Genomic DNA, 25,332 nt, shown 5'->3' with positions numbered 1-25,332 from the left:
CTCCCACGCGCGGGAGAAGGGCTTGGTGTCTCGGGTTATTGGCTGTTTTCTGCGGTTGCCGGCTTGGCCGGGGCGGGGAGAGCAAGATTATTGTTGAGGTCGGTAATCTCTGGCACGTTGCTTTCGGTAACAACACGCAAGCGCGCGGTTTTTAGATTTGCCGCGTTGGTCAGCGGCAGGCGCACCTGCGTGGTGATGGGCTGCAGATCGCGTGGGGCGGCAAGCGCCGGAAACGCCGCCCGTGCCAGCTCCTTCCCACGCCCATCCTCCAACACTACAAACCCTGCAGGCGCATCGGCATGGCCGAGGCTGTGCACGGTCACTTCGATGGCATCTGCAGTCACGCGCACATCGCCGTGGCCGATGCCCAGGTCCGGGCGTAGTTCGACCGGGGTGGTGGCTGCGATGCGTTCAAGCTGCAGGACGGTGGTGCGGCCTGCGGGGAAGTCGATGTCGATGGCCGCGCTTTTTTCGAAAGCGAGCTCTTGCGTCTTGGCGTTGCTGTCGAGCTTGCCGTCATGGGCTTTGCTCACGCCTTGAGTGATGCGCCATTGGCCTGGGGCGACGTTCCAGCCGGTCATGCTGGCGCGCTGAGGTTTACTGGAGGTGTTGTAGGCGATGACGGTGAAGCGGTCTTGCTGGGGTGCGGGGATGGCGATGGCTACTTGGGTGGCGGCCTCTGGATCGGCGAAGCGCCAGCTCACGGTGTGGCCGGGGTAGGTCTGGTTGCGCTTGAGGGCCACGCCGCCAAGGCGTGCGCGCTGCAGGTTGACCGTGGGGGATTCCACGCGGTCGCTCCACCAGTGGCCTTCGGTGTTCATGTAGAAGTTCTGCAGTTTCTCCCGCGCCTCGCTGCGGTAAATGGCGGCGAGATAATCCAGATTGCCGGTCTGCTCCCAGGCCACGTGGTGCGGGAAGTCCGGGGCACTGCCGTCTTCTTTATTTGCGGCATCGATGAGCTTGGCGCTCCAGTCGCTGCGCTTGCCCATGACATCGAGGAAGTTTTCGTTGAGTAGCGAGAGGCCATTGGGGCCGCTGTTGGCGACGCGGTAGTTAATCGGCTTGAGATAGCGATCTTCACCGGTGAAGCGGTAGGCGGCCCAGAAGGTGTGCAAGGTGTCGGCGCCGCCGCTGCCTTCGAACAGTTCGCCGCCGCGGGTTTTTCCGGTTTGCCAGTTGATCTCGTTGGGCAGGACCCAGTTGCCCTTGGCGTTGGTGTAGGCGTGGGCGAGATAGCCATCCGCCAGGCCGGTGACGATGCGGCGGCTGTTGGGGTCGGCGTTATAGCCGCCCAGCAGGATGGCCGGGTGCACGATGGGGAAGGAGTACGGTTTTTGCCATTGCCAGTTGGGCTCGCGGTAGACCTTGCGGCCGCCGAACCAGTTGCTGGCAAACAGCAGGTGGCCTTGCGGGTTGACCTGGATGATGGTGTCGAAGGCTTTCACCGTTTCCATCAGGCGCTCGACGGTGCGCGGGTCGCCCCAGTTGAGATACAGCAGGGCGCTGTTGAGGTTGATGCCCTCCTCGTAGGAATGCAGCTCGTCGGTTTCGATGGTGGACAGGCCGTTGGTGAACATGCCGTTGCGGTAGTTGGCATCGGACAACGCCAGCATGGAGGCATTGAGCCTGTCCGGGTCCACGCCCATCAGCGCGACGCCGGGCCATTGCTGCACCAGGTCCGAGTCGTCGGAGATGCCGCCACCGAAATCGCCGTAGGCCACCTGGCGCTGCTCGATCCACCAGCGGATATAGCGGCGGGTGGCGCTGAGGTCCTGCAGCTGCCAGAACGCCCAAGCGGGCACGCCCTTGGGTACGGCGGGCAGTTCGACAGGCAACGCGCCCTGGTTGGCGTAGCTGATGTCGTTCCAGTACTGGCGGCCGAGGGCGTGGTCCGGGTCGACGCGCAGCAGGTCGGTGATGTCGGCGTCCAGGCGCTTGTAGAGCAGCTGGCGCTTGGAGGTGGTGTGTTCTTCCACCAGAAAGCCCCAGTTGTCCTTGACCTGGTTGAAGCGGTCGGCGACGTGCTCGGTGAGGGCCTCGGCGCGCGGCTTGAACACCAGCTGCAGCTGGGTGCCGTCGAGCGCGTTGGCATCGAAGCCGGGCGCGGCGGCGGCGATGCTGAGCATCAGGCTGTCGTTGCTGAGGATGCGGTCGCGCAGGTCCAGCCACAGCGTGCGGGCCTGGCCGGGGGTGACCGCGACCGAGACATCGATCATGTCGCGTGCGGGCCAGATGGGGTCCTTGATGCGGATGTTGAGCGGGATGCTGCCGTTGTGGGCGGCCGGCAGGTTGAGTGCCGGCAGGGTGATGGCGATGCCGTCCAGGCCGTCGTGCATGTTCTCCCAGCCGTAGGACCAGCTGCGCATCAGCGCCTGGTCCGGCGGCGGGTCGCCCAGGCTGGAGGGCACCAGGATGTGCACGATGGGTTGCTGCGCGCTTGCTGCGGCCTTGTCGCTGGGGCGCTTGCGCGCCGGTGCCTTGGTGGGCAGCGCGATGACGGTCTGCCGCTCGCCGGGTGGGTAGCGGCCGGCAATGACATCGCGCAAGGGTGCGAGGTTGTCGTAGTCGGGCTGGATGTCGCTGCGCACGGTGTAGCTGAGTTGCGCGCTGCCCTTGGGCACCTCGCCTGGCTGCACGTTGTAGGCCCAGATTTCCTGGATGGGGGTTTCCTGCGCGGTGTTGGCAAAGCGCAGCGTGCCGCCGCGGCGCTCGGGGAACTGGTCCACGCTGCGCACCACGCCCTGGCTGCGCGCGAACAGCGGCTGCGCCTGTGCGTTGGGCGCGGTGTAGCTGGCCTGGCCGTAGGCGGCGCCGCGCAGTTCGATGCGGTTGACCGGCTCGTCCGGCAGGGTGAGATCCAGCGCCTTGCCGCCTTCGACATAGGTGTTCCAGTCCGGCAGCTGGAAGTAGTCGTCGCGCCCGGGCAGGCGCGAGCGGTTGTAGACGCCGGGCCAGGTGGTTTCGGCAATGCCGTCGGTGGCCTTCCACATCCATTGCTTGAGGTCGCGGGCGTCGGCGAACTCCACCTTGCGGATGCGGGTGACCGGTGCGTCCAGCAGTGGCGGTGCGTGGCCGTTGTCCCAACCGAAGCGGTGCAGGAAGGCGGCGTGTTGCGATGCCGGTGTGGCCGGCTCGGCGCTGGCGGGCTCCTGCAGGCGTGCGAGCGCGGCGGCGCCGCTGGCGTCGAGCATGCGGTCGTAGATGCGGATCTCGTCGAAGTCGCTGCCACGCAGGAAGTTGTAGCGGCTCTGCACCTGGTGCGGCGACATCACGCGGCCGGCCAGGCCGAACTGGTCCAGCGCGGCGTCGAAGTCGAGCGCGCCGCCGTTGGCGCAGGGCGCACCGCAGTCCACGCGTGCGGCTTCCTTGCCATCGACATACAGGCGCACGCCGCGGGTTTCGTCCCAGGCAAACGCAATGTGGGTCCAGTCGCTGGCAGCCGGGTTTTTGTCGAGCTTGAAGGAGACGCGGGTGCGCGCGAGGTTGGCATCGGTGACGAAGGCATCGAAGCCTTGGCCGTTCCAGTCGATGCGCAGCCAGGCCATGTCCCAGCTGGTGTGGTCGGCATAGCCGACGCGGAAGATCACGAACGGCGCCTCGCCGACCGGATAACGCGAGCGCCAGAAGAAGCCGAGCGTGCCGCGCTGGGTGTAGAGGTTGCCGGGCGCATTCCACGACAGCACGCCGTCGTCGGCCCATTCGATGGCGTTGCCGCGTTTGCCGGTGGGCACCAGGGTGATCTTGTCGCGGAAGTTGGGCACGCCGTCGCCGCGGGCCACATCGGCCTGCAGGTCGCGGTCGGCCGACACCCGGAACAACAGCTCCGGCGCGGTGGTGGTGGCCGCGCTCACCGGCAGCGCGATCAGGCACAACATTCCCAACAAGAACTTCGACACGCTCACCTCGTCAATTCCAAAACGTAAAACAGCCACCGCGCGCTTGCACGCGGTGGCGACGACGCACTTACAGACCGTTGGCGGTACGCCACTTGGGAATGTCGTCCTTCAACAGCTTGTCCGGCCAGGTGCCGTGCCAGGCATAACCGACGCGGCGCTCGTTGGGCACTTGCATGTACTCGGTCAAGGCCTTGCCGTCGCGGTTGGCATAGAGCGGGCGTTGATTCTGCAGGTCGTAGAAGCGTGCCCATAGTGACGCACCCGGTTGCGCGATGAGGATCACGTCCTGGCCGGTTTCCTGGGTGGGGTCGTCGATCTTCTTGGTGGCCAGGTCGCGCATGCGGTGGGTGTCGAACCAGCGTGCGGCGGCCTCGACCGCGGTCTTGATCTGTGCGGACGGGGTGGGCTGGCGCATCAGAAAGCGCACGATGCTGACCGACTCGCTGGAGGCCAGCGAGGCCAGCTCATACGCACGCGCCTTGGCCGGCTTGAGCGTGACCTCGTCGTACTGCGCGCCCCAGATGGTGAGCGTGCCGCCGATCTTGACCTGGGTGGCGAGCACGCATTCCAGCCCCTTGGTCACCGCCTGGCGCGCGCGTGCACCATGGCTGGCACGCAGCAGCGCGCCGGTGTCGCCCTTGCCCTCGCTGATGTCCTGCAGCAGGTTGAGCACGCGCACCATCGCATCGTCGTTGTAGGTGATCTGGTGATGGTAGGACGACAGGTCCGGATAGAACTGCGGCCAGCCGCCGTTGGCGTATTGCGCAGTGAGCAGATAGTCCACACCGCGCTTGGCGGCGGCCACGTACTTGGCGTTCTTGTCGGTCTTGTAGAGCGTGGAGAGATAGCCGATCTCGTAGGTGGTGGCCTTGTTGTCGATGGTGGCGTCGTCCTTGCGCCCGGGTTGCTGCAGCTCGGCGATTTCCGCAGCGGTGAAGGTGCGGTTGTAGTCGACGGCGACGCCCTTGTACTGCTTGGACCAGCCGCCGGAGGCGGTCTGCAGCAACAGCATGTTGTCGGCGATCTTATCGGCCAGTGCGGACAGCGGTGCCAGCAGCAGCGCGGTGGCGAGGGCGAAGGTGGTGAGCTTGCGCATCAGAACGGCCTCCAGGTGCCGAGGATGGTGTTGCGATCCAGCGCGGCGGCCTGCGCAGCGGTGAGCTGGCGCGACCACTTGACGCGGCGCGAGGGGTTGGCGCCGGCGCCGCTGCTCTGGTATTCGCTGTAGCGGGCGGTGGCCTCGTTGGCGGCGTTGCCCCAGTTGTTCCAGCCCTCGGGCAGGATGTGCGCGCCGAGCTGGCTGCCGATGAAGCTGACGCTGGCATACGGCCGCCACGGCCGGCCCAGGAACACCCGGGTCACGCCGCTGGCAGCGGTGACGCGCGCATTGCGGAACACGAAGCCACGTGCGCTTTCCTGCGGGGTGGAGGCGGCGGTGAGATAGCCGTCGCCCAGCGAGTGCAGCTGCACGTTCTCAAACAGCGCGGTGCCGGCGCCGAACACGAAGTCCACGGTGCCTTCGACATAGCAGTCGAGAAAGTAGGACAGCTTGGCGCCGCGCAGATACAGCGTGTCCTGGTAGCCGAGGAAACGCACGTTGCGGAACGCGGCGCGGTCGCCATCCACGCGCACCGCCACCGCCTGCCCGACCGGGCCGGCGTGATTGCCGAAGCTCAGTTGCTCGGCAGTGAAGTCGTTGCCGGCAATGATGACGCTGGACGAGCCGGACGTGCCGTACTCGGTGCCGGTGGCCGGATTGATGCGTGAGGCGTAGTTGTCGTAGGTGATGATGGTCTGGGTGGCGCCGGCACCGGTGAGCTTGAGCGCCGGTGCGTTGGACGGCACCACGATCAGTTCCTGGTAGGTGCCGGCGCCGATGTTGATCTGCGCGCGCTTGCCGCCCTGCACGGCGGCATCGATGGCGGCCTGCACGGTGCGGTAGCCGGCGCTGCCCTGCTTGGCCACGGTGTAGACCGGGTCGGCGGCAATGGCGGCATTGCTGCACAGGCCTGCCACGGCCACCAACGCGGTGGCGGCCAACTGACGTAAGACGGTTCTGCGATGCACTTGCATGTCGCTCTCCTGGTCAGAACTTGTAGCGCGCGCCGATGTAGTACTGGCGCCCGGTGACGGTGTACTTGTCGGGCAGTTCCAGCGTGGAATCGACGTAGCGGCGGTCGGGGGTGTCGAGCAGGTTGATGGCCTCAAAGGTCAGCGACAGCTGGTCGTTGAGCTTGTAGGACATGTTGAAATCCACGTTTTCCACGCTGTATTTGCCGGTCACGTCGGCCGTGACCAGGCGCTTGCCGTCCAGGTCGTAGACGTCTTCCTGGGCGAGGATGTTGTTGATGTAGCCATCGCGATAACTGGTGGACACGCGCGCACTGAAGCGGCCGTCGTCGTAATAGACGGTGGCGTTGTAGGACTGTGGCGAGAGATTGAGCAGGTCGCGCTCGGTGGCGGTGGTGGTGATGCTGGTATTGCTGCTGCCTGCGGTACTGAACAGGTAATTGATCTTGGAATCGACCTGGGTGTAGTTGAGCTGCACGCCGAAGTTGCGCCAGAAGCCGGGCAGGAAATCGAAGGCCTGCTGGTAGGTCAGCTCGAAGCCCTTGAGCGGGCCGCCGGGCGTGTTGAAGTAGCTCTGCACGTTGAAGATGGTGTCCGGCGTAAAGCCGGCCGGCAGCAGGTCCAGCGAGTAGCCCATCGCTTCCCAGGTGCTAAGCACGCGGGTGCGCTGCACGTAGCTGTCGATGTCCTTGTAGAACACCGCCGCCGACAGCAGCGAGCCTTCGCGGAAATACCACTCGGCGCTGAGGTCGTAGTTGGTGGAGCGGAACGGGTCGAGCTTGGGGTTGCCCAGATTGATCGAGAAAAAGCGCCCGTCGTCGAAATACTGGGTGGGGCCGCCGCTGACGCTGGGCGACAGATACGCCAGCGTGGGGCGCGCCATGGTCTTGGCCGCACCGAAGCGCAGCACCACCTCGTCGCTGACATCCCAGGACAGGTTCAACGAGGGCAGGATGTCGCGGTAGTTGTGGTTGACGGTGGTGGGCACCAGCAGGCGCTCGCCGGCCGCGGCGGTGGCGCTGGCCACGCCGAAGAACGACTGGCAGTTGGGCGAAATCGCGCCGGCGGCGGTGGCCGTGCACGGCGCATAGCCGCTGGCGGCGATCTGCGTCTGCACGTAGCGCACGCCCAGGTTGCCGCGCAGCGCGCGGCCCCACAGGTCGGTGTTGAAATCCAACTGCAGGTAGGTGCCCAGGTTCTTTTCGTTGACGGCGAAATTGTTGTTGGACGAGCCGAAGTGGCCGACATCGGCCAGCCGGTAGTCGCCGCCGGGCACGCCGGTGTCGCAGTCGCAATTGATGTTGAGCAGGTCGGCGACCTTCTGGAAATCCGGAATCACCCAGGTGGTGGGGAAGCTGCCGTTCAAGCTGCGGCCGAAGCCGTCCAGGTTGGTGCTCAAATCGCCCACGCCCACACCGGCCGGCAATGCCTGCGCCAGTCGCCCGTAGGAGATGTTGCGCGACTCCGACGTGTCCATGTCGTAGTTCTTGTAGGCCAGCCCGGTGCGGAAGGTGAAGGTGGGGCTGATGTTGAATTCCAGATCCACCTTGGCGGTGTCGAAGGTGTTGCCCACCGACTGCGGGTTGAGCCGCACCTCGCTGATGTTGGTGCCGCGCGCGGTGCCGTTGCTGTTGACCGGCACTGCGCCGTAGCCCAGCCACTGCCAGTTATTCGGGTTGCCCGCATCGAACGGGAAACTCATGCTGGGGTAATCGCCGCCACCGCGCCGGTCCAACACAAAACCATCGAGGTTGGTGTTGTCGAAGCTCACCATCGAAAATTCGGGGCGTTCGTAGTCCGAGGTCGAGTGGCCGACCAATGCATTGACGCGCACCTGGTCGTTGAAGCGGTGCTGCAGGTCCAGGCTGAACTGCTTGAACTCGGTGGATTCTTCGATGTTGCTGGATTCGGTGCGGAAGTCGACGTTGTCGAACACGCCGTAGGTGAGGCGATTCTGGTCGTCCACCTGCGCCTCGCGCACCGCGATCTGGGTCTTGCCGCCGAAGTTGGCGGTGCGGTGCAGGTTGGCACCGACCGAGTCTTCGCGCTGGTCCTTGTCCAGCTTGGAATACAGCATGTCGAAGTTCAGCAGGGTGTCGTCGCTGACCTTGAATTGCAGCGCGCCGGTGACGCCCAGGCGCTTGATCTCGTGGTCGGTGCGGATATAGCGCGGGTAGCGCGGAATCCAGGCATTGGTGGCGGTTTCGTAGGCCTGGATGTTCTCCGGCGTGTTGGCCGGGCGCGCGATGCCGGTGCCGCAGTTGGTGGCGCTGATGCCGTAGCTGCCCCAGCCGTTGTTGCGGTCCTGGTTGGCCTGCGAGCCGACCCCGGCAGGGGTTTCGTTGGCCAGCGGGTTGCGCGGGGTCTGCGGGTTGTAGCCCACCGGCGAACAGAAACCGTAGGTGCCGTTGTTGGTGGCGGTGCTCTGGTTGGAATTGCGGTAGTTGCCGTGCTCCCAGCGCACTGGGTTGTAGCCTTCCTCGCGCAGATGGCGCTCGCTGTAGGACACCGACATCAGCGCGCCGACGCGGCCATCGGCCCAGATGTTGCTGATCAGGCCGGAAAAGCGCGGATCCTTTTCGCGCGAGAGATCGTTGTAGCCGTATTGCGTGGACGCGGCCGCTTCGAAGCCGTCGAAGTCGAACGGGCGCGAGCCGCGCAGGTCGACCGTGGCACCCAATGAGCCTTCGTCCATCTGCGCCGACTGGGTCTTGCTGATGGTGACGCGGCTGAAGAGTTCGGAGGCAAAGGTATTGAAGTCGAAACCGCGGCTGCGGTTGACGCCATCGCTGCCGCTGCCGGCGGTGGCCAGCGCTTCCAGCCCGTTGATGCGCACGCGGGTGAAGTCCGAACCCAAACCGCGCACGGAGATCTGCTTGCCCTCGCCGCCCTCGCGGTCGATGGACACGCCGGCGATGCGCTGCATCGATTCGGCCAGGTTCAGATCGGGAAACTTGCCGATGTCTTCGGCATAGATGGCATCCACCTGCTCCACGCTGTAGCGCTTGGCATCCAGCGATTGCTGCAGGCTTTCGCGGTAGGTGGCCTTGACCTGCACGCGGTCCAGATCCACCGCATCGGTGGGCGTGGCCGGCGGGCCGACGGTTTGCGCGGCAGCGCTCACACCGTGCAAGGCCAGGACGATGGCCACCGACAGACGTGCGGCGGACAGGCGGACGCCTGCCTCGGCGGCGGGACGACGCAAACGGGCTTGCATGATGCACTCACTCCAATGGCACTGGCTGCAATGACGCGCTCAGCCTCCCCACGGGCCACCGGCGTCGACATGAGCGACCGACAGCACCGCTGCGCAGTCGTCGGGCGACTGTCCGCTGCGTGGTGCCTGACGCTTCCAACATCACGCCCACCGCGTTGCATGCGTGCAGCAACGGCAACGCATGCGCAGCGATCAGGCGTCGGATCGGGGCCCGCTGCGCGTGTGCGCAGCGGGCAGACAGCGGGTCAGAACTTGTAGCGCAGGCCCAGCAGGTACTGGCGGCCGGTTTCGGCGTACTGCAGCGGCAGCTGGCCGGTACGCGGCGAGGACACCCATTCGTCGGAGGCTTCGTTGGTGAGGTTGATGCCTTCCAGGCTCAGCTCCAGCTGCTTGCTGATCTTGTAGCGCAGCGAGGCGTCGAGGATGGTGGTGCCGGTCATGCCGTGCACGCCGTCGACGTTGAAGCCGGTTTCCGCACCCGGTGCCTGGGTGAGGTAGTCGTCGCGGTTGGTGGCCGATACGCGCCCGGCGAAGGATTCGCCTTCGTAGAACAGTGTGGCATTCCACGACGAGCGCGACAGCCCGAGCAGGTCGTTCTTCATCACCGGTGCGCCGCTGCTGGCCAGGTACTGGATCTGCGAATCGACCCAGGTGTAGTTGAGCTGCACGCCCAGGTTGGCCCACTTGCCCGGCAGGAAGGTGAAGGGCTGGGTGTAGTTGGCTTCCACGCCCTTCAATTCGCCGCCCGGGGTATTGAGCGGGATGCTGAAAGCAAAGTCGTCGTTGACGGTGGCGCCGGTGCCCTCCAGCAACGAGGCCGGCAGGCCGCTGCTGGAGTACGGACGCACTTCGCGCGCGGTCTGGATGAAGCTCTCGATGTCCTTGTAGAACAGGCCGACACCGAGCATGGCGCCTTCGTTGAAGTACCACTCCAGGCCAAGGTCGACATTGGTGGCTTCGATCGGGTCCAGGTCCGGGTTGCCGCCGGCCACGGTGCGCGCACCACCGGCCACCGCCACGGTCACGCCGGGGGTGAGGCTGCCCAGGCCGGGGCGGCTCATGACCTTGGCCGCGCCCAGGCGCAGCAGCAGGTCCGGTGCCAGTTCGGCGACCAGGTTGAACGAGGGCAGCGTGTTGTTGTACTTGCGGCCCACGGTGGTCAGCGCCGGTGCGTTGTTGATCAGCGCATAGCCGGTGGACTCCTGCTCGGTGCGCACATAGCGCACGCCGAAGTTGCCCGACAGCGGGATGGAGCCCAAATCGGTGGAGAACTCACCCATCAACCAGACGCCGCGGTCCTTTTCCTCGACGCTGCGGCTGTTGTTGACGCGCGGCGCCACGGCAAAGGTGCCGCTGTTGCTGTAGATGCCGAACAGGTCGGCCACCGCATCCAGGTTGGGCACCACCCAGCTGGACGGGCTGCCGTTGATGCCCTTGAGCCCGGCCTGTTCGGTCAGGTCGGCCGGCACGATGGTGCTGCCGTTGGCGAAGGTGGGCACGGCCAGTTCGTTGGCGCGGCGCAGCTCGACGGTGCTGAAGCTGTAGTTCTTGGCCAGCACGCCGCCCTTGAGGCGGAAGCCGGGGCTGATGTTCCAGTTGAAGTCGATCTGGCCGGTGTCGAAGTCGTTGTCCACCGACTGCGGACGCAGACGGATTTCGGCCAGTTCCCAACCGGCGGGGTTGGTCGGGTCGATACCGTAGTTCAGCACCGGCGCGCGGCTGTTGCCGCGGTAGTCGTAGCTGTACCCGTCGACGTCGTACTTGTCCATGATGATGGTGGTCTGCACCGGGTTCTCGTGCGCAGAGCGCGAGGTGCCGACCCGGGCATTGATGCTGAAGTCGTCGTTGAAACGATGCTCCAGGTCCAGGCTGACCTGGGTGAACTTGGTGTTCCACTCGTCGTGGCGGTTTTCCGAGCGGATATCGACATTGTCGAACTCGCCATAGACCAGCGCGTTGTTGCGGATCTCGCCGTTGCGCACGATGGTGCCCGGCTTGCCGTCGCGCACCGGCCGGCGCGGGGTGAGCCCGTCGCGGTTGCGGCTGAAGGAGATCGCTTCGATGTAGTGCTCGTCGCGCTTGGCGTCGATCTTGGAATACAGCGCGTCCAGCGACAGCGTGGTGCGGTCGGTGGGCTTCCACTGCAGCGAGCCGGTGACGCCCAGGCGTTCCTGGTCGTGGATCTGCTGGGTGTAGCGCGGGAAGCGCGGGTGGTAGACATCGGCCGAGCGCGCCGCGGCGTACGGCGAGGCGGGACTGAAGTTGCCGTTGCTGGGGCCGTTGGCCCAGCGGCCGGTGTTGGCGCCTTCTTCCAGCACCTCGCGCTCGGTGTAGGCCACCGACAGCAGGGCGCCGAAGGTGTTGTCGGCCCAGGTGTTGGCGATCAGCGCGGCCACGCGCGGGTTGGCCTTCTCGGCCATGGCGTTGTAGGCGGCCTGGCCGCTGGCGGCGAAGGTGAAGCCGTTGTAGTCGAACGGGCGCGCGGTGCGCAGGTCGACGGTGGCGCCGAGCGAGCCTTCTTCCACATCGGCCGAGGCGGTCTTGCGCGCGATCAGCTGCGAGAACAGGTCCGAGGCGAACACGTTGAAGTCGAAGCCGCGGCCGCGGTTGGTGCCGCCGCTCTGGTCGCCGGCGCCGACGGTGGTGAGCGCTTCCATGCCGTTGATGCGCACACGGGTGAATTCCGGGCCCAGGCCACGCACCGAGATGGCGCGGCCCTCGCCGGCCTCACGGGTGATCACCACGCCGGGGATGCGCTGCAGCGACTCGGCCAGGTTGAGGTCGGGGAACTTGCCGATGTCCTCGGCGACAATCGCATCGACCACGCCGGCTTCGCCGCGCTTGATGTCCAGGGCCTTTTCCACCGAGGCGCGATAGCCGGTCACCGTGACGGTGTCCAGGTCGACGGCCGGTTCTGCGGGCGCTTGGGTGGTTTCTTGTGCTGCCAGGTGGCCGCTCAGCGCAAGGCCGATCGACAACGCCAGCAAGGTAACCGGTGTCTTCCGGCTGGTGGTCCGAAATTGCATGTCCTCCCCTCCCAAGGGTCCATGAACAACATGAAAGTCTGGTTGTGAGCGGTAATGACACCGCTGGTCAAAACGACGTTACCAGCTGAATCCTCCCGTAACATCTTGCAGCGCAGCAGAAAACGTCACCAAATTTGCCCAAAAGGGGTGCAAGCGGTCACTGCGCGTCGCATCATGGGCCTCGCCCGGCGCGTTGGGCGCCGGCTAGAATGACACCGATGGTCATCCTGACGCGCAGCGGTTCCCCCACACCGTGACGCACCACACAGCCGAGGTAATTGCCGCATGAGTCGTGCCCGTATCCTGTGCTTTGGAGAGTTGTTGCTGCGCCTGGGGGCGCCTGGTCACGAGCTGCTGCTGCAGCAACCGCGGCTGGACGTGCATTGCGGCGGGGCCGAGGCCAATGTCGGCGTGTCGCTGGCGCATTTCGGCCATGACGTGGCCATGGTCAGCACGGTGGCGGACAACCCGCTGGGTGCGGCGGTGCTGGGCGAGTTGCGCCGCCATGACGTGGACACGCGGCATGTGCGGCGGGTGGATGGGCGCATGGGGCTGTACTTCCTGACCACCGGCGCGATCCACCGCCCCAGCGAGGTGGTCTACGACCGCGCCGACTCGGCGTTTGCGCTGGCCCCGGCCGACGCCTACGACTGGCCGGCCCTGGTGGACGGGGTGCAGTGGCTGCATCTGTCCGGGGTCAGCCCGGCACTGGGTGCGGACGTGGCGCAGGCCACGCTGGCGGCCGCGCGCGCCGCGCGTGCGGCCGGGGTCAAGGTCTCGTTCGACGGCAATTACCGGCCCAAGCTATGGCAACGCTGGCAGGGCGATGCGCGCGGCATCCTGCACCAGCTGTTCGCCTGCGCGGACGTGGTGTTTGCCGACTACCGCGACATCGGCGTGGTGCTGGGCGGCGAGTTCCCGCAGGACACGCTGGAAGCGCGCGTGGAAGCGGCCGCGCGGCAGGCCTTTGCCGCATTCCCGCAGCTGCAGCTGATGGCCTGCACGCAGCGCGTGACGCATAACGTGGACCACCACAGCCTGGGCGCGCTGCTGGTGCCGCGCAGTGGTGCGGTGGCGCGCGCGCCCAGCGAGGAACTGAGCCCGATCATCGACCGCATCGGCGGCGGCGACGCGTTTGCCGCCGGCGTGCTGCACGGCCTGATCGAAGGCTGGTCGCTGGACGACACGGTGCGCTTCGGCCTGGCGGCCGGCTGCCTGAAGCACTCGATTCCCGGCGATTTCAATCCGCTCTCGGTGGCCGATGTGCAGGCCTGCGTGGGGGATGCGCGGTTTGATGTGAGGCGCTGACGCGCTGGGAATCGGGAATCGGGATTGGGGAATCGTAAGGAGCTTAAGAGCGCTGGCTTTCGGCGCTCTGTCCAGGCTTGTTGCTAACGGAGCGCGGTGCGCTGAGGGCTGATGCGCCCGTGGGCAGCGGGCAGGTGCTTGCTAGGTGTTGTTCGCTGCGCTCACGCGTTTCAGGCGGGCGCACGGCTGCGGCGTTTGTTGGTGATCCATTTGAAGCCTGCGCTCAGCAGCACCACACACAGCGACGCCGGGACGCTGAAGAACAGCGTGATCAGCAAGGCGTGGTTCCAGGGCGGTGCAGAGCCGTCCTGCATCACCACGGCGCAGACAACGGCCGTGGTGATCAACAGATTGGCGATCGCCTTTAATGACCAGTGCAACCTGACGAAGCGCAGCAACACGGCACAGGCCACGCTGACCACAACGGCCAGCACCAGAAAGGCAATCAGTTTGTCCATTGGGGGCGGGGATTTGGGATTGGGTAGTGGGGATTCGTAACAGCAAGGGCAACCGGCATCGATTGCCGATTGTCCTTGCCGCAACGCATTTGGATCCAGCGAAGATCAACGATGCAGCCACCCACCGCTCTTGCAAATCCCAAATCCCGATTCCCGAATCCCTGCTCTCAGCTCAGCTCGATGCAGTCGAACTTCACGTCCGTGTCCACATCGGCGTCGTAATCCACATCATCGCGCTCGAAGCCGAACAGCTTGAGGAACTCGTGCTTGTAGCCGGCGTAGTCGGTGAGCTGGAACAGGTTCTCGGTGGTGACCTGCGGCCAGAGCGCCTTGCAGGCGTCCTGCACGTCGTCGCGCAGTTCCCAGTCGTCCAGGCGCAGGCGGTTTTCGGCGTCCACCTCGGCGGGCTGGCCATCTTCGCGGTACAGGCGCTCGCGGAACAGGCGGTCGAGCTGCTCGATGGTGCCTTCGTGCAGGCCCTTTTCCTTCATGATCTTGTAGACCATGGAGATATACAGCGGCATCACCGGGATCGCCGCGCTGGCCTGGGTGACCACCGACTTGAGCACCGCCACGTTGGCGCTGCCGCCGCGCTTGGCCAGGCGCGCGTTCAACCGCTGCGCGGTGTGGTCCAGATCGACCTTGGCCTTGCCCAGCGCGCCGTGCCAGTAGATCGGCCAGGTGATCTCGGTACCGATATAGCTGAAGGCCACGCTGCGCGCGCCGTCGGCGAGCACGCCGGCGCCTTCCAACGCGTCGATCCACAGCTCCCAGTCCTGCCCACCCATCACGGTGACGGTGTCTTCGATCTCCTGCGCGCTGGCCGGCTCGATCGAGGCCTGGATGATGGTGTCCTTGTTGGTGTCGATGGCGGTGGCGGTGTAGGTGTTGCCGATCGGCTTGAGCGCCGAGCGCTTCACTTCACCCGTGCCCGGCAGCTTGCGCACCGGCGAGGCCAGCGAATAGACCACCAGGTCGACCTGGCCGCCCATCTCGGTCTTGATCAGCTCGATGACCTTTTCGCGTGCGGCATCGGAAAACGCATCGCCGTTGATCGACTTGCTGTACAGGCCCGCGGCCTTGGCGTGCTTGTCGAACGCGGCGGAGTTGTACCAGCCGGCGGTGCCGGCCTTGCTGGGGCTGCCGGGTTTTTCGAAAAACACGCCCAGCGTGCCGGCACCGAAGCCGAACGCGGCGGTGATGCGCGAGGCCAGGCCGTAGCCGCTGGATGCGCCGATCACCAGCACCCTCTTCGGGCCGTCGTTGCGTAAGCCGCGCGCGCGCGTGGCCGCGATCTGCTCGAGCACATTGCGCTCGCAGCCAAGCGGATGCGTGGTGGTGCAGATGAAGCCGCGCACTTTGGGATGGATGATCAACGTGGACTCCTGGTCAGCAAGATGCTGGCGGCATCTTAATCGCTGGCCTGCTGGCGAAACAGCCTGAGGCGCACCACACGCCGCTGTATGGCGCTGCGTGAAGCCCGCTTGCAGCGCCTGGCATGCCGCACGACCGGGCATGCATCTTCCGCGCACGGGCGCGAACGAACGGCGATCACCATCGATTTCCTGCGTCAGCGCCTGTGCTACTTTTGCGCCTGCCGTGCCGTGCCTGGCCGCGCCTGATGGCGATCGTCGAGGCTCCTCCCACCGTGCGACCGGTATCCGAGCGAATGTCTCTTCGAAGCGAGCGCGTCACGCAGCTGGGCTCTGTCCCGCGGTTTCGGCTTGGGCCCTTGCTGGTCGAGCCGGAACGGCTTGCGCTGATCGACGACGGCCAGACCATCGCGCTGGAACCGCGCATGATGGAAGTGCTGATCGCGCTGGCCGAGCGCGCCGGCGAGGTGGTCAGCGCCGAGCAGTTGCTGATCGAGGTGTGGCACGGCAGCTTCTACGGCGACAACCCGGTGCACAAGACCATCGCCCAACTGCGCCGCAAGCTGGGCGACGACAGCCGCCAACCGCGCTACATCGAAACCATCCGCAAGCGCGGGTACCGGCTGCTGCCCAAGGTGGTGTTTCCCGACGATTATCGCGGTGCGGTGATGGGCACGCAGGTGTGGGGACACGGCAGCCCGTACGTGGGGCTGCAGGCGTTCGATCCCGCACACGCCGAGGTCTTCTTCGGCCGCAGCCATGCGATTGCGCAGGTGCTGGGCGCGATGCGCGCGCAATTGCACAGCCAGCGCGGGCTGGTGCTGGTGAGCGGTGCCAGCGGCTGCGGCAAGACCTCGTTGCTGCGCGCCGGCGTGGTGCCGTTGCTGGCGCAGCCCGGCGGGCTGGATGGGCTGGAAGCCATTGCGGTGGCGTACTGCAACCTGGCGCAATGCCGTGGCGGCGATGTGCTCGACACGCTGGCGCGCGCACTCGGCGACTGGACAGCGGGTGGGCGCGCGGTGTTTTCGCCGGCGCAGATGGCGGCGTTGCCCGAGTGGCTGCAGCGCCCTGCCCCGCTGCATGCGGCCATTGGCGAGGCGATGCGTCAACGCCCACCAGCGCGCGACAGCGCGCAGACCCAGCGCCATCTGCTGCTGGTGATCGACCATGCAGAAGCGCTGGTGGCCACGCCCGGGATCACCGATGCCGACCGCGCCGCACTGGCCGCGGCCTTGCAGGCGCTGTGCAGCAGCGCGCAGGTGGCGGTGCTGATGCTCACCCGCAGCGATTTCTACCCGCGCCTGATCGACGCATTGCCACAGATCGTCGAACTCAAACGCGGCGACGGGCACGTGGATCTGCTGGCGCCGCGCGATGGCGAGATCGGCCAGATCATCCGCGTGCCGGCGGCCATGGCCGGGCTGCGTTTCGAAGAGGACCGCGACAGCGCCAGCCGGCTGGACGATGTGCTGCGCGATGCCACCGCGCGTCAGCCCGATGCCCTGCCGTTGCTGCAGCATCTGCTGCATGCCTTGCACGCGCAACGCAGCGACGACGGGCTGCTGACCTTTGCCGCTTACCGCGCATTGGGCGGGCTGGAAGGCGCGTTGGCGCACCATGCCGAACACACCTTCCGTGCCCTGCCGGCTGCCGCACAGGCGGCGCTGGGCGAGGTACTGAGCTTGCTGAGCGTGATCCATCCCGACAGCGATGCGGTGACCGCGCGGCGTGCGCTGTGGTCGGCCCTGCCGGCGCACGGCGCAGCGCGCGTGCTGGTGGATGCCTTCGTGCAGGCGCGCCTGTTCGTCAGCGAGCTGGTGGCCGGCGAGCCGGGGTTTGCGGTTGCGCATGAAGCCTTGCTGCGGCAATGGCCGCGCGCGGCCGAGTGGATCCACGAAAACCGCCGTCTGCTGCAGGCACGCAAGCGGCTGCAGCTGGCCGCACAGCGCTGGGCTGCCGAAGGCCGGCGCAGCGATCACCTGCTCAACAGCGGGCGCCCGTTGAGCGAAGCGCGCGAGGCGGCGCGGCGCATGCCGCAGGATCTGGATGCGCTGGATCACGCGTTCCTGCATGCCTGCGAGCGCTCGCAACAGCGCCGCCGCGGCCTGTATGCAGCGGCAGCGACCTTGCTGGTGGTGCTGGCAAGCGCCTCGATGCTACTGGGCTGGCAGGCGCGGCAAGCGCAGCAGGTGGCCGAACAACGGCGCGACCAGGCCCAGCAACTGGTGAGCTACATGCTGGGCGACCTGGCCGAGCAGTTGCGCACGGTGGGCAACCTCAAGCTGCTCGACAGCGTGGGCAGCCGCGCGCTGCGCTATCTGGAAGACCTGCCCAGCGCGAGCATGCAGCCAGGCGATCTGATCAACCACGCCCGTGCGCTGCGCACCACCGGCGAGGTACTGATGAACCAGGGCAAGCTGGACGAGGCGCAGGCGGCATTCACGCGTGCCGCCGCCACTGCCGAGCAGGCGCGTGCGCGTGCACCGGGGTCCCTGGAGGCGCACGCCGAAACCGGGCAGACCGCGTATTGGCTGGGCGATCTTGCCTACCGGAGCAAGCAGTTGCCCGTGGCACAACGCTACTGGTCGCAGTACCTGGCCGCCTGCGAACACCTGGTGCGCGCCGCGCCGCAGGATCCGCACTGGCAACTGGAACTGTCCTACGCCCTCAACAACCTCGGCACGCTGGCCAAGGAACAGGGCCGGACCGGTGCGGCAATCGGCTTGTTTGCACGCTCGATCGCCCTCAAGCGCCAGTTGCTGGCGCGCACACCGGACAACGCGGCGCTGCGCTACGAGCTAGTGGACAGCCTGTCCTGGCTGAGCCTGGCGCAGGAAATGCAGGGCTCGCTGGCCCCCGCCGAGCAGGGCTACCGCGAGCAGATCACCATGCTGCGTGTGCTGGTCGACCACGATCCCGACGCGCATGCCTGGCGCAGGCGTCTGGCCGGCTCACTGATCCGTGTCTCCAACCTGGCACTGGCGCGCGGCCAGCTGCACCAGGCGCAGACCGATGCGCAGGACAGCCTGCGCATGCTGCAGGCGCTGGTGGCCTTGCAGCCGGACAATGTCGCCTGGCGCCGCGATCTGGCGCATGCCGACGCCCAGGTCGGCTGGATGGCCGCGCTGGACGGGCAGCCCGCGCTGGCGGTGCGGCACCTCGAGCGCGCCCGCCAGACCATGGCCCGGTTGCTGACACAGGCGCAACCGCTGCCGGAGTGGCAGTGGCTGGACGCCATCATCGCGCTGCGCCTTGAGCGCGTGCAGCGCACGCGCGCGGGCAACCACGCCGATGGCCTGGCGCCGATCGTTGCGCAACTGGATGCCCTGCACCGCGCCAGGCCCGACGATCTGCTCGGCCTGGCCGCGCTGGCCCAGGCGCTGGTCTGGCAGGGCGAACAACAGGCCGACGACGGCGACGCGGCCGGCGCACGCGCGGCGTGGCAGCGCGCGGTGGCGGTGTTGGGCAAGGACATCGGCAACAGCCGCGACAAGAACCTGCTGGACCCCTGGATTCGCGCACAGGTGCATCTGGGCCAGCGCAGCGCCGTTACGCAACAGCTCGGATGGCTGTATCACGCGGGCTACCGCCACCCGGGATTCGTCTCCCTCTATGCCCCGCTTTTCAAGGAACAGGACAGCTCATGACGGACTTCAAGATCAAGCTCACGGTGGCGCGGGTGGGATTCGGCGGCAACACCGGTGCCGGCGAGTATTTCTACAGCTTCGCCCCGGACCTGCTGATTGTGGACAAGCACGACAAGGCATCGACGCTGCACTATTACTTCGATGAAGACGTCGTCCCCCGGCATTTCAAGATCAGGAGCCTGCTGAGTTCCGATGCCTTGAAACAGATCGGGCAACCCACGATCAGCCCCGACGGCCGCAGCGTGCAGGTCACCAATGCCAATAGCGTCCCGACCCTGATCTTCCTGACCATCATCGTCGAGGACGAAAGCCGGAAGGACAAGAAGACCTGGTTCAGCTGTGACCCCCAGGTGGGCAACGATCCGCAGATCAACCCGCAGGAAACCCCGCCCCGGCCGTAAGCCCTGCGTCGACCACCGTCTGGCGGCTCGCCGCCAGGCGGTGTGTTGCTGCGGTGTGTTGCCGAGGCACAGCGTGCGCATGCGCGGGGCTTGGGCCAGCGATGGCCGAGCCACTGCCGCAGATACCTAAGGTCGACCTGCACACTGGACCAGTTGCCACGGAGGAGACTCCTGGCGGTCGCGATATATCTCGCTGCGAGCTGGCTGGCGTGCGCGTTGCCGGGCGCTCCGGCCAACCGTAGATGGCGGCAGGCAGGCCTGCCGTGGTCTCGCCAACGGCACCTGGCGACGTTTTTTTATCCCACGCAGTCCCGCGCGCGCGGCTGGATGCCGGCCGGCGCGTTCGCCAGGCCGGTAGTGCAGTGCGGCGCCACCGGGTGCAGCCGGTCATCGCGCTCGGAGCCGTTGCTGAAAGCCACCTTGAACTGGCCGCGGCTAGACCACGCGCCGGGCATGCCGGTGCCGACGCGGTGGGTGCTGCCAACGCCGCGCCCTGCCCTTGGCCAACAGGCCGGGCCCCGGCTGCAACCGCCCTGGTCGGTCTGGGCGAACAAGCTGTCGCAGGTCCGGGCCGCTGCGCCCTGCGCAGTCAGGTCGCAGGGCACCACGCCGACGCGCAGGTCGCGCTCGGTTGGCAGCTGGGTGTGCAGTGCGGCCTGGACCCAGGCGATCGGCAAGTCGGCCTGGGTGGGCGCCGCCCAGGCGCTGGTGGACAGCACGACGATCAACACGAACAGATACCGGACCAGGCGCATGACGGACTCCGCAGCGGACCGGAGCGCGGCGCGTCCCCGAGCGACCTCGGTGGCCGCCGGACGACCTTCCCGCCTGGCCGCCCGCACGACCTGACGGCAACCTTACGGTTGCTACCCAATCCTGCAGAAGCCGGGAAATCCCTTATGAAACAATGTCATGCAACCTGGCGAGATCGCGTCATGCACTATGGCGGCGATGTGTCCAAGCGTTGCGCCAGTTCCCGCATGCGGCGGTGACAGCTCCGCAAAGCCCCGCCCTTCGACTGAGCGGAATGGGCCAACGCCAGCACCGACAACAGCGAACTCGGCCAGCAAGGGGCAGGCGCCAAGCGCTCCAGGCTGACCGCCGGCTCTTCCTTCTCCCTGCGGGAGAAAGGTGCCCCGCAGGGGCGGATGAGGGCACGGGCGAAGCCTCGTGCCATCTAATTCCAGGAGCGGCCTCGCCCGTACCCTCACCCCAACCCGCGCTCCTTCGATTCCCGATTCCCGATTCCCGATTCTTGAGTCCGCTCTGACCAATCCCCCACTCCCGACTCCCCAATCCCCGCCCTCAAATCACCCGCAACGTGATCGCCTTCAACACCGCCCTTGTGCGGTCGCGGGTGCCGAGCTTTTCCAGGATGGTGGAGACGTAGTTCTTCACCGTGCCTTCGGCCAGGAACAGGGTGCGGGCGATCTCCTTGTTGGAATAGCCGCCGGCCAGCAGGCGCAGGATCGCCACCTCGCGCTCGCTGAAGGTCTCGCGCGGGGGCTGCTGGTCGCGGAACTGGTAACGCGCCCGCACCGGGTCGGTGCTGACCGGCTGCAGCAGGGTCTCGCCGTGGGCAACCCGCTCGATCGCCTCGCGCAGGTCTTCCGGGGCGGCGTCCTTGAGCAGGAAGCCCTGCGCGCCGGCCTCGGTGGCGCGCAGCAGCAGGTCGCTGTCGTCGAAGGTGGTCAGCAGCAGCACCGGGGTGCGGTCGCCACGGGCGCGCAGTTGCTGCAGCGCCTGGATGCCGTCCACGCCGGGCATGCGGATGTCGCTGAGCACCACGTCCACCGTGGTGCTGACCAGCGCGTCCAGCAGGCCCTGGCCGTCGTCGGCCTCGCAGACCACCTCCACGCCCTGTTGCTGCAACAGCGCGCGCAGGCCGGCGCGGACCAGGATCTGGTCGTCGGCCAGCGCGATGCGATGGGCACTCATGCCGGTAGCCTCGCCATCAGGTGCATGCCGCCAGTGGGCGTGCGGCCAAGCTCAAGCTGCCCGTGCAGGGCGGCCAGGCGTTCGCGCATGCCGGTGATGCCGTTGCCTTCGCGGATGCGCTCGGCGCGGCGGCCATCGTCGCAGATGTCCACCTGCAGCTGCGCACCCGCGCACTGCAGGTGCACCGCGACCTCGTTGGCGTCGGCATGCCGCACCGCGTTGGTCAGCGCCTCCTGCACCAGCCGCAACAGCAGCTCGGCCACGCGGGCATCGGTGATGCGCACGGCCGGGTCGATCTGCAGGCGCAGCGCCGGGCGCGGGAACGGTGCGGCCAGCGCGCGCAAGGCGGTCTGCAGGTCCAGGCCCTGATCGTCGCGCAGCGACTGCACCACGTTGCGGATGTCCGACAGCAGCTCGGCCGACAGCTGCTCCACCACCGCAATCTCGTCGCGCCGCGCCAACGCCGGGTCGGCGCCGAGCAGGCGCAGGTTGATGCGCATGGCGGTGAGCTTGTGCCCGGCCACGTCGTGCAGCTCGCGCGCCAGGCGCAGGCGCTCGGCATCGCGCGCGCTGTCGGCCAGCAGCGCGCGGGTGGCTAGCAGGTCGGCGTTGACGTAGGCCAGCGCATCGCGCGCACGCTCGGCGCTGCGCGCGTAATGCGCGGTCAGCGCGGCGAAGGCCTGGAAACCGGCGTAGATACCGACGATCAACCACGGGCGCTCGAACCCGGCCTGCACCAGCAGCGCATACATGCCCGCGTTCAATGCCAGCGCCAGCAACAGCACGCGCACCGGCGGCCAGGTCATGCCCGCCTGCGCCACCAGCATGACCAGCAGCACCGGGGCGGTGCCGGCACGCGGCTCCATCCACACCAGCAGCAAGGCCAGGACCGCCTGCAGCAGTGTGGCGACAGTGCGCAAGGCATGTAGCGACGGCAACACGGTGTGCAGCAGGAACAAGGCGGTGAAGCCGGCCAGCACGCCCCAGCGCCAGGCGCCCTGCGCTGACGCATCGGGCATGAACGACAACGCCACCGCCGCAATGGTGAACGCACCGGCCAGCCGCAGCGGATGCGAGAGATGACTCAGGGAAGAATGCATGCGGCGATGCTGACGGCCGCGCGGCCACTCGGCAATGGTGCGCGTGCAGAAAGTGACTTCCGGCAGGTGCGATCGATGACCTGCGGCCCCTGTGCCGTGCGCAGCGCCTGCGCACACTGGCATCACCCCGCCACCCCATCGCCACGGAGTCACACCATGTCTGCTTCCAGTCTGTTTCTCGCCCTCACTCTGGTCTGGGGAGGCTATGAAATGCTGCTCAGCCGCCGTCGCCGCGCCAACGATGGCGGCGCGCACGACCAGGGCACGCTGCAGCAGCTGTGGCGGGTGCTGTCTATGGCGGTGGCCATTGCGGTGGCGCTGGCCTATAGCGGGCTGGCGCGCTGGCCGCAGGGCTGGTACGCACCGCTGCAGTGGGCCGGCTGCGCCCTGATCGTCAGTGGGCTGGCATTGCGCGTATGGGCCATCCAGGTGCTGGCACGCTGGTTCACGGTGGATGTGACCATCCAGTCAGACCACCAACTGGTACGCAGCGGCCCATACCGCTGGCTGCGTCACCCGTCCTATACCGGCGCGCTGATGGCGTTCTACGGGCTGGCGCTGGGCATGGGCAATGCGTTGTCCGTAGCGGCGATCGTGGTGCCGGTGACGTTGGCGTTTCTGCACCGCATCCGGATCGAAGAGGCCGCGTTGCAGCGTGCGTTTCCGGTTGCCTACCCGGCCTATGCCGCGCAGAGCCGGCGCCTGCTGCCGCTGGTGTGGTGAGGTCGGCAGGCGCGGATGGCACGCAGCAGCGCTTCGCGCGCTCGTACACCGGTTCGGCATGTGCTGGATGCACGTGCGAGCAGTGCCGCACTGTCTGGCGTCGGCGTGCATCGGTCGATGTGCGACGGCCGCCACCGCAGCCAGGCTGGTGCGCTGCGTACCATCGAGCTCCACGCGCCGCATCCCCATCGTTGCCAGGAGAGTTGCATGCTTGCCCGCACTTATGCCGTTGTCGCCCTCGCCGGACTGCTTGGCAGCGCTGCCGCCAACGCTGCCGATCTGGACGTGGGGGTCAGCGGCCTGCGTTCGCAGCAAGGCAAGCTGCGCGTTGCGGTGATCGCCGCGCCCGCGCAGCTGGATGGCGCCCAGCCGCCAGTGCAGGCGCAGACGGTGCCGATCACCAGCAGCACGCCACAGATCCAGTTCAAGAACCTTGCCCCGGGGCGCTACGCGGTGATGATCAATCACGACGAAAACAGCAACGGCAAGTTGGACACCAACCTGATCGGCATGCCGGTGGAAGGCTACGGCTTCAGCAACAACCCGACCGGCATGCGCAAACCCGACTTCGACGAGATCGTCTTCGAGCTGCCGGCTACCGGCAAACGCATCAGCGTGCAGATGCGCTGACGCCGGCACGCGCAAGGAGAACTGCCATGCACCGCCGTCGCTTTCTGCAGTCCTTGCTGGCCGCCAGCGGCAGCGCCGCACTCGGTAGCTGGGCTGTGCGCAGCCTGCCGGCCCAGGCCGCAGAAGCGGCGGCGTTTCATGCGCAATTGCAACGCACCCCGTGGCTGCTGGGCTGGCGCAGCGTCACCAGCCCAAGCTTTGCTCCGACCACGGCAACGCTACAGGGCACGCTGCCCGATGGGCTGGCCGGCAGCCTGTATCGCAACGGCCCGGCCTGGACCGAGCGTGCGGGATTCCGCTACGCGCACTGGTTCGACGGCGACGGCATGGTGCACCGCTGGCGCCTGGGCGGGGCGCAGGTGCAGCACCAGGCGCGCATGGTGGCCACGCACAAGTTCACCCGGGAGCAGCAGGCCGGTCGCTTTTTGTATCGCGCTGCCGGCACCTCGGTGCCGGACATGCAGCCGGGCCGCAACAACGACGACGTCAACACCGCCAATACCTCGGTGGCGATGCTCAATGGGCGCCTGTTTGCGTTATGGGAGGCCGGCTCGGCGATCGAACTGGATCCGGATGCGTTGGACACGCTTGGCCCGGTGACCTGGCGCGACGATCTGGCAGCGATGCCGTTCTCGGCGCATCCGTTGATCGATGACGACGGCAGCGCCTGGAATTTCGGCTCGATCGGCGTGATCGGCTCGACCGGGGTGGTGATCTGGCAGTTGGGCGCCGATGCGACGCTACGCAACGTGCAGCTGATGCATACCGATGCGCCCGGCTACCTGCACAGCTTTGCGATGACGCAGCGCCATCTGATCTTCGTGCTGGCGCCGTACCGGCGGCTCGAGGGCGATGGCGCGTTCTTCGAACAACTGCGCTTCACCCCGGACGCACCGTGCCGGATTGCGGTGGTGCCGAAGGACGCGCTGGACCAACCACGCTGGTTCGAGGCCGACTTCGCCGTGGCCTATCACTTTGCCGATGCCTACGAACACCGCAACCGCATCGTGGCACGCGCAGTGGTGCATACCGATCCGGAAGAAGCACGTTCGCCGATGCGCGCGGCCATGCTCGGCGATGCGCACGCGCAGCCGGCTGCGGTGCAACTGCGCAGCCTGCATCTGGATCTGCGAAGCGCCCGCGCGCACTGGCAGGCGCATCCGGTGGACAGCCTGGAGCTGCCGTTGTTCGACCGCCGCACCCCCGGCACGCGCGGCGCCCGGCTGTATGCACCGTGCATCGACGGGCCGAACACCTCGCCGTTTCTCAATGCGGTTGCCGGCTACGACCTGGAGCGCGACCGCCGCCAGGTGCACCGCTACGGCCCGGAGGTGCTGGCCGAGGAACACGTGTTCGTGCCCAGACCCGGCAGCCAGCGCCCCGACGACGGCTGGCTGGTCGGCACCGTGCTGGACACTGCGCATGCCCGCAGCGGGCTGATGGTGCTGGACGCGCGCCACATCGATGCGGGACCGATCGCCGAAGCCTGGCTGCCGTATGCGTTGCCGCTGGGTTTTCATGGGCATTTTGCGGCTGCCGGGTGAG

General features: G+C 67.0%; 16 protein-coding genes. 6 read left to right on the top strand and 10 right to left on the bottom strand.

The window, feature by feature from the left end; all coding sequences use genetic code 11:
- Positions 1-35: 35 nt before the first annotated feature.
- The 5 genes from KHN93_RS00725 to KHN93_RS00705 form a co-directional block, all read right to left on the bottom strand.
- On the bottom strand, positions 36-3,875 hold the full coding sequence (locus KHN93_RS00725) for a LamG-like jellyroll fold domain-containing protein (protein ID WP_425600187.1): 3,840 nt from the start codon (positions 3,873-3,875) through the stop codon (positions 36-38).
- Positions 3,876-3,963: 88 nt separating this feature from the next.
- Positions 3,964-4,992: a pectate lyase gene (pelA, locus tag KHN93_RS00720; RefSeq protein ID WP_211921526.1), complete on the bottom strand. Its 1,029-nt coding sequence runs from the start codon at positions 4,990-4,992 to the stop codon at positions 3,964-3,966.
- Complete coding sequence (locus KHN93_RS00715) at positions 4,992-5,969, bottom strand: pectinesterase family protein (RefSeq protein ID WP_211921524.1); 978 nt, start codon at positions 5,967-5,969, stop codon at positions 4,992-4,994. The genes pelA and KHN93_RS00715 overlap by 1 nt, the downstream gene beginning before the upstream one ends.
- A gap of 13 nt (positions 5,970-5,982) precedes the next feature.
- Positions 5,983-9,183 (bottom strand): TonB-dependent receptor, encoded by a 3,201-nt coding sequence (locus KHN93_RS00710; RefSeq protein WP_211921522.1) that lies wholly within the window; start codon positions 9,181-9,183, stop codon positions 5,983-5,985.
- A gap of 245 nt (positions 9,184-9,428) precedes the next feature.
- The gene (locus KHN93_RS00705; protein WP_211921520.1) at positions 9,429-12,209 is read right to left on the bottom strand and encodes a TonB-dependent receptor; all 2,781 of its coding nucleotides are present in this window, start codon (positions 12,207-12,209) and stop codon (positions 9,429-9,431) included.
- Between the two features lie 285 nt (positions 12,210-12,494).
- Between KHN93_RS00705 and KHN93_RS00700 the strand changes: the two genes are divergently transcribed.
- Positions 12,495-13,517, top strand: a complete 1,023-nt coding sequence (locus tag KHN93_RS00700; RefSeq protein WP_211921518.1) for a sugar kinase — start codon at positions 12,495-12,497, stop codon at positions 13,515-13,517.
- Between the two features lie 170 nt (positions 13,518-13,687).
- On the opposite strand, the gene KHN93_RS00695 is transcribed toward KHN93_RS00700, so the two are convergent.
- Together KHN93_RS00695 and fabV are read right to left on the bottom strand one after the other, a co-directional pair.
- On the bottom strand, positions 13,688-13,975 hold the full coding sequence (locus KHN93_RS00695) for a hypothetical protein (RefSeq protein WP_054591801.1): 288 nt from the start codon (positions 13,973-13,975) through the stop codon (positions 13,688-13,690).
- Positions 13,976-14,142: 167 nt separating this feature from the next.
- Positions 14,143-15,351: an enoyl-ACP reductase FabV gene (gene fabV / locus KHN93_RS00690; RefSeq protein WP_211921516.1), complete on the bottom strand. Its 1,209-nt coding sequence runs from the start codon at positions 15,349-15,351 to the stop codon at positions 14,143-14,145.
- Positions 15,352-15,644: 293 nt separating this feature from the next.
- Here fabV and KHN93_RS00685 point away from each other — a divergent pair, with 293 nt between their 5' ends.
- Positions 15,645-18,995: an nSTAND1 domain-containing NTPase gene (locus KHN93_RS00685; RefSeq protein ID WP_211921513.1), complete on the top strand. Its 3,351-nt coding sequence runs from the start codon at positions 15,645-15,647 to the stop codon at positions 18,993-18,995.
- Positions 18,992-19,396 (top strand): hypothetical protein, encoded by a 405-nt coding sequence (locus tag KHN93_RS00680; RefSeq protein WP_024939867.1) that lies wholly within the window; start codon positions 18,992-18,994, stop codon positions 19,394-19,396. Before KHN93_RS00685 ends, KHN93_RS00680 begins: the two co-directional genes overlap by 4 nt.
- A gap of 296 nt (positions 19,397-19,692) precedes the next feature.
- Here KHN93_RS00680 and KHN93_RS00675 read toward each other — a convergent pair whose 3' ends face one another.
- The 3 genes from KHN93_RS00675 to KHN93_RS00665 all read right to left on the bottom strand — a co-directional run bounded on the left by KHN93_RS00675 (position 19,693) and on the right by KHN93_RS00665 (position 22,557).
- Entirely contained in the window at positions 19,693-20,151 is a 459-nt protein-coding gene (locus tag KHN93_RS00675; RefSeq protein WP_244812176.1) for a hypothetical protein, read from the bottom strand.
- Positions 20,152-20,701: 550 nt separating this feature from the next.
- A complete protein-coding gene (locus KHN93_RS00670; RefSeq protein WP_024939865.1) occupies positions 20,702-21,334 on the bottom strand; it encodes a response regulator transcription factor in 633 nt (210 codons plus the stop codon).
- Positions 21,331-22,557, bottom strand: coding sequence for a sensor histidine kinase (locus tag KHN93_RS00665; protein ID WP_211921511.1), 1,227 nt, complete (start codon positions 22,555-22,557; stop codon positions 21,331-21,333). The genes KHN93_RS00670 and KHN93_RS00665 overlap by 4 nt, the downstream gene beginning before the upstream one ends.
- A 33-nt stretch (positions 22,558-22,590) precedes the next feature.
- On the opposite strand from KHN93_RS00665, the gene KHN93_RS00660 reads away from it, so the two are divergent.
- From KHN93_RS00660 to KHN93_RS00650, 3 genes are all read left to right on the top strand, one after another.
- Positions 22,591-23,157, top strand: coding sequence for a methyltransferase family protein (locus tag KHN93_RS00660; RefSeq protein WP_211921509.1), 567 nt, complete (start codon positions 22,591-22,593; stop codon positions 23,155-23,157).
- Positions 23,158-23,364: 207 nt separating this feature from the next.
- Entirely contained in the window at positions 23,365-23,787 is a 423-nt protein-coding gene (locus tag KHN93_RS00655) for a DUF2141 domain-containing protein (protein ID WP_244812175.1), read from the top strand.
- 26 nt (positions 23,788-23,813) lie between these two features.
- Positions 23,814-25,331 (top strand): carotenoid oxygenase family protein, encoded by a 1,518-nt coding sequence (locus KHN93_RS00650; protein WP_211921505.1) that lies wholly within the window; start codon positions 23,814-23,816, stop codon positions 25,329-25,331.
- Position 25,332: the final 1 nt, after the last annotated feature.

It is taken from the genome of Xanthomonas arboricola pv. juglandis (assembly GCF_905367715.1).
Lineage (GTDB): Bacteria > Pseudomonadota > Gammaproteobacteria > Xanthomonadales > Xanthomonadaceae > Xanthomonas > Xanthomonas arboricola.
This window is presented reverse-complemented; position numbering and strand designations above follow the sequence as displayed.

Bases quoted from the DNA above. Each gene is read 5' to 3' on its own strand.
- KHN93_RS00725 (WP_425600187.1), bottom strand. From the start codon at position 3,875: ATGTTGTGCCTGATCGCGCTGCCGGTGAGCGCGGCCACCACCACCGCG.
- pelA (WP_211921526.1), bottom strand. From the start codon at position 4,992: ATGCGCAAGCTCACCACCTTCGCCCTCGCCACCGCGCTGCTGCTGGCA.
- KHN93_RS00715 (WP_211921524.1), bottom strand. From the start codon at position 5,969: ATGCAAGTGCATCGCAGAACCGTCTTACGTCAGTTGGCCGCCACCGCG.
- KHN93_RS00710 (WP_211921522.1), bottom strand. From the start codon at position 9,183: ATGCAAGCCCGTTTGCGTCGTCCCGCCGCCGAGGCAGGCGTCCGCCTG.
- KHN93_RS00705 (WP_211921520.1), bottom strand. From the start codon at position 12,209: ATGCAATTTCGGACCACCAGCCGGAAGACACCGGTTACCTTGCTGGCG.
- KHN93_RS00700 (WP_211921518.1), top strand. From the start codon at position 12,495: ATGAGTCGTGCCCGTATCCTGTGCTTTGGAGAGTTGTTGCTGCGCCTG.
- KHN93_RS00695 (WP_054591801.1), bottom strand. From the start codon at position 13,975: ATGGACAAACTGATTGCCTTTCTGGTGCTGGCCGTTGTGGTCAGCGTG.
- KHN93_RS00685 (WP_211921513.1), top strand. From the start codon at position 15,645: ATGTCTCTTCGAAGCGAGCGCGTCACGCAGCTGGGCTCTGTCCCGCGG.
- KHN93_RS00680 (WP_024939867.1), top strand. From the start codon at position 18,992: ATGACGGACTTCAAGATCAAGCTCACGGTGGCGCGGGTGGGATTCGGC.
- KHN93_RS00675 (WP_244812176.1), bottom strand. From the start codon at position 20,151: ATGCGCCTGGTCCGGTATCTGTTCGTGTTGATCGTCGTGCTGTCCACC.
- KHN93_RS00670 (WP_024939865.1), bottom strand. From the start codon at position 21,334: ATGAGTGCCCATCGCATCGCGCTGGCCGACGACCAGATCCTGGTCCGC.
- KHN93_RS00665 (WP_211921511.1), bottom strand. From the start codon at position 22,557: ATGCCAGTGTGCGCAGGCGCTGCGCACGGCACAGGGGCCGCAGGTCAT.
- KHN93_RS00660 (WP_211921509.1), top strand. From the start codon at position 22,591: ATGTCTGCTTCCAGTCTGTTTCTCGCCCTCACTCTGGTCTGGGGAGGC.
- KHN93_RS00655 (WP_244812175.1), top strand. From the start codon at position 23,365: ATGCTTGCCCGCACTTATGCCGTTGTCGCCCTCGCCGGACTGCTTGGC.
- KHN93_RS00650 (WP_211921505.1), top strand. From the start codon at position 23,814: ATGCACCGCCGTCGCTTTCTGCAGTCCTTGCTGGCCGCCAGCGGCAGC.